We start from the raw sequence: 2,936 nt of genomic DNA, 5'->3' as shown, positions 1-2,936 counted from the left end.
CGGTGAAAGGAGCTTATAGTTCGTGGCCCCCGCACACGCCATAGATGGTCCCGACGCCCACGATCACGCGACCAAGCAACTGGCCCCCGAGCTCACGATTGACGGCCCCCAACAAGACGGATATTCATCATCGTCGGGTCGCGGCAGACGAAGGCACCGAATGATCTGGCGACGTTCTTCACCTGGAACGGGACAAACACTGATGATGGGCAGCTCGTCGATACGCTGACGCCAAGGACCACAGTCGGGTTGGACAAGAACCGGACGCTGACTCGTGCTGAGCCCGTGTGGTCACCGGTTAAGCATCCGAAGGCGTGGCGGGCAGTGTGGCAATACCGGCGCAAACGCGCCGTGCGGGACAGAGAGACACTGAATCTACAACGGAATCGGGCGATGAGGATCATCGACGGGGAATCGAAACCGAAGGCCGCACGGTTCGTGAAAATCAAGGGATCGCAGAAGGTCTTCGACGAGTCCAGCTACGACAAAGCGGTGGGCCTGGCCGGGTGGAAAGGCTACGTCACCAACATCGAAAGAAGAGTCATGACCGCCCGCGAGGTTGTCGGTTCCTATCACGATCTATGGCATGTCGAGCAGTCTTTTCGGATGTCGAAGACAGCTCTCCGGGCCCGCCCGATCTTCCATCGCACGCGAGACGCGATCGAGGCGCACCTGACGGTGGTGTTCACTGCTTTGGCGGTCGCGAGGTTCATGCAGGAAGCGACAGGGTTGTCGTTGCAGAAGATCATTACCACGTTGCGGCCGTTGCGTGAGTTCGTGGGCGAGATCGATGGGCACGAACTCGTGTTCCCACCGGATGTCCCTCCGCAAGCCGCAGAGCTCGTCAGCAATGTCGAAAACTCTGGGCCTGGGGCGGGACACTAAAACTGTGCAAGTCAGGTCACATGTGCCGCTGTGGTCGGTATCGCTATCTCGGGGTTCATCGCTCTCGTTGATGGTACAACTCTGCAAATCAGTCCTGCGCAGGATGCATTGGTGGGGGTTGGTGTCATTGCGACGGTCCTGGGTGTAGTTGGGTTTGTCGGCGCCGCGGTGGTGAAGTTCGGTATTCGCCTCACCCGCACACCAAATGGTAGGTCTTAGTAGTACTAGGCAAGAGTCAAAGCGGTGCTGGGCTGGACAGATCTGTCAGCGAACGCAGCCAACCGTTTAGCAGATTTGTGAGCTCGCATACCCGATAGACATCCATCGTTAGCTGCTTCGTCCTTGTTGGCGGCCCCCTCCGCATCGTCGACACGGACGGGATGTTTATAGACTCGTGCTCACTTGCGAGTTGCGGTAGAGACTTCACCGAGTAGAGCATCGGATGCATTAAACATGCCGTAAGCGCCGTCTACGAGCGTGTACTGCTCTCCCTGCATACCGAGGAAATATACGAATTCTTCCTTGTCCTCGGGGGGTGCGGTGAGAAAGTCCGTTGGGCTTCCGCAAGCGTTGTCCCACGAGAAAGTGATCGTGTCACCTGGGTTTATCGTTCCCTTGAAAACATCCTTTACGTGAGTTTCTGCCGAACTCTCACCGGCCTCATTGAGGTCCCCGACGATGACTGCAACTGACTCATCGATTAAAGCTTCAACATCAGGATCTTGTGCATATGCCCCGCACGAAACCACCTGGCCTCCCTCCGGCTCAGAGCTGCAGGCAACCGTGAAGCCTAGTGTCAGTACCGCAGAGAGAACCACCGCAGTTCGAGTAAAAACATGCTTCACAGGTGCTCCTAGTAGATGAGATTGATTCCAGCTACATCACCCTTGCCAAGGGTGCGCTGCGAAGTTTCACATGTATTCGATTGAGGCTTCATTACCTGTTTAGTCGACATCGCAACGTGGCCGAGGCCGAAGGTATGTCCGAACTCATGGGTGGCGACTCCGCGAACGTCAAACTTGCTGCCCGAGCATTTGCTCGCTGCCGACCATGCCTTTTTCGTGGAGTAGCGTTGGTCAGATTCAAGTGCATCACCGAAATTGTTTGACCACGTGCAGGTCGTTGCGAGATTACTGGAAGTCGCCGAACCCCAACCGACAACGTTTCTCGAGTCACGCTTTCCGCAGCCGTTCTTTGCCGTCACCGCCGGCGTTTTCGACGTTCCGTCAACATATGACTGTTTCGCACCTGAGTTGATCGTCTTCCCGCAGCGCTTGATGGTCCCCGTCCACGTCTTCGCGCCAGCCTTAAACGCTGCAAGGCTCGATGCTTTGGCATTCTTTGAGTTGTAGTACCAATTGAAGGTAGCTGGCTGCCTCCACCCGTTGAGCTTATATGCGCTGCTCGAGCAGCTAGCCTGGATACTCACACCGTCTGGTGCGATGGTTTCAGCTTTTTCCGCTTCGATTTGCTTCTGCATGGTCACGGCCGCTCGATTACCGGACCATTCGCCGCCGATGTCGACCACGATTCCCTTGGTGTTGTTCGAGACTGAGGCATCAGGTGTCTCCGGTTCGCCTTCGACTGAAACCACGCTGGACTCGACAGTTTCTCCCAGCGCTGGAATTGTCATCTCTCGGCCATCGTCAAGGAGCAGGACGTCTCCTTCTTGCGCGCAAGTTGAGTCAGCGAGTTCTGCTGCATCGATCGCGCCTGTGCAATCGTCGGCAGGATCCGCCTGTGCGGCCTGAGGGATCGCGGTTGCAAGCAGAAGCGTGGAGAGCGTCAAGACGGATGTTGCTATTACACGACTAGGGCGTGTCTCCTTTATTGACCATTCCAGGACTGGCACGGTGGAGACGTGACTACACAGCAACGACACCGAGTCTTCACTGATGAGCAGTGGGAGAAGATCGAACCACTCCTGCCCTCAAACGTCGGCAAAAGAGCCCGACCGTTTGAGAACAACCGGCGAATCGTCGAAGGAATCGTCTACCGCTACCGCGCTGGCATCGCCTGGCGTGACCTGCCGCGCGAGCATTTCGGGCCGT

At 56.7% G+C, this 2,936-nt stretch carries 3 protein-coding genes and 1 pseudogene; 2 read left to right on the top strand and 2 right to left on the bottom strand.

Annotation, left to right across the window (positions count from 1 at the left end):
* Positions 1-129: 129 nt before the first annotated feature.
* Positions 130-885, top strand: a pseudogene (locus tag BAUR9175_RS18990) (IS1634 family transposase); the annotation flags it as partial.
* Between the two features lie 398 nt (positions 886-1,283).
* Here BAUR9175_RS18990 and BAUR9175_RS18980 read toward each other — a convergent pair.
* Both BAUR9175_RS18980 and BAUR9175_RS18975 read right to left on the bottom strand, forming a co-directional pair.
* Positions 1,284-1,730: a hypothetical protein gene (locus BAUR9175_RS18980; protein WP_114355012.1), complete on the bottom strand. Its 447-nt coding sequence runs from the start codon at positions 1,728-1,730 to the stop codon at positions 1,284-1,286.
* An 8-nt stretch (positions 1,731-1,738) separates the two neighbouring features.
* Positions 1,739-2,674, bottom strand: coding sequence for a matrixin family metalloprotease (locus tag BAUR9175_RS18975; RefSeq protein ID WP_101556112.1), 936 nt, complete (start codon positions 2,672-2,674; stop codon positions 1,739-1,741).
* A gap of 72 nt (positions 2,675-2,746) precedes the next feature.
* Here BAUR9175_RS18975 and BAUR9175_RS18970 point away from each other — a divergent pair.
* On the top strand, positions 2,747-2,936 hold a 190-nt coding region (locus BAUR9175_RS18970), incomplete at its 3' end, for a transposase (RefSeq protein WP_135810593.1).

It is taken from the genome of Brevibacterium aurantiacum, from assembly GCF_900169065.1.
In the GTDB taxonomy this organism is placed as follows: domain Bacteria; phylum Actinomycetota; class Actinomycetes; order Actinomycetales; family Brevibacteriaceae; genus Brevibacterium; species Brevibacterium aurantiacum.
Note: the sequence above shows the minus strand (reverse complement) of the source record. Positions and strands in the feature narration are given on the sequence as shown.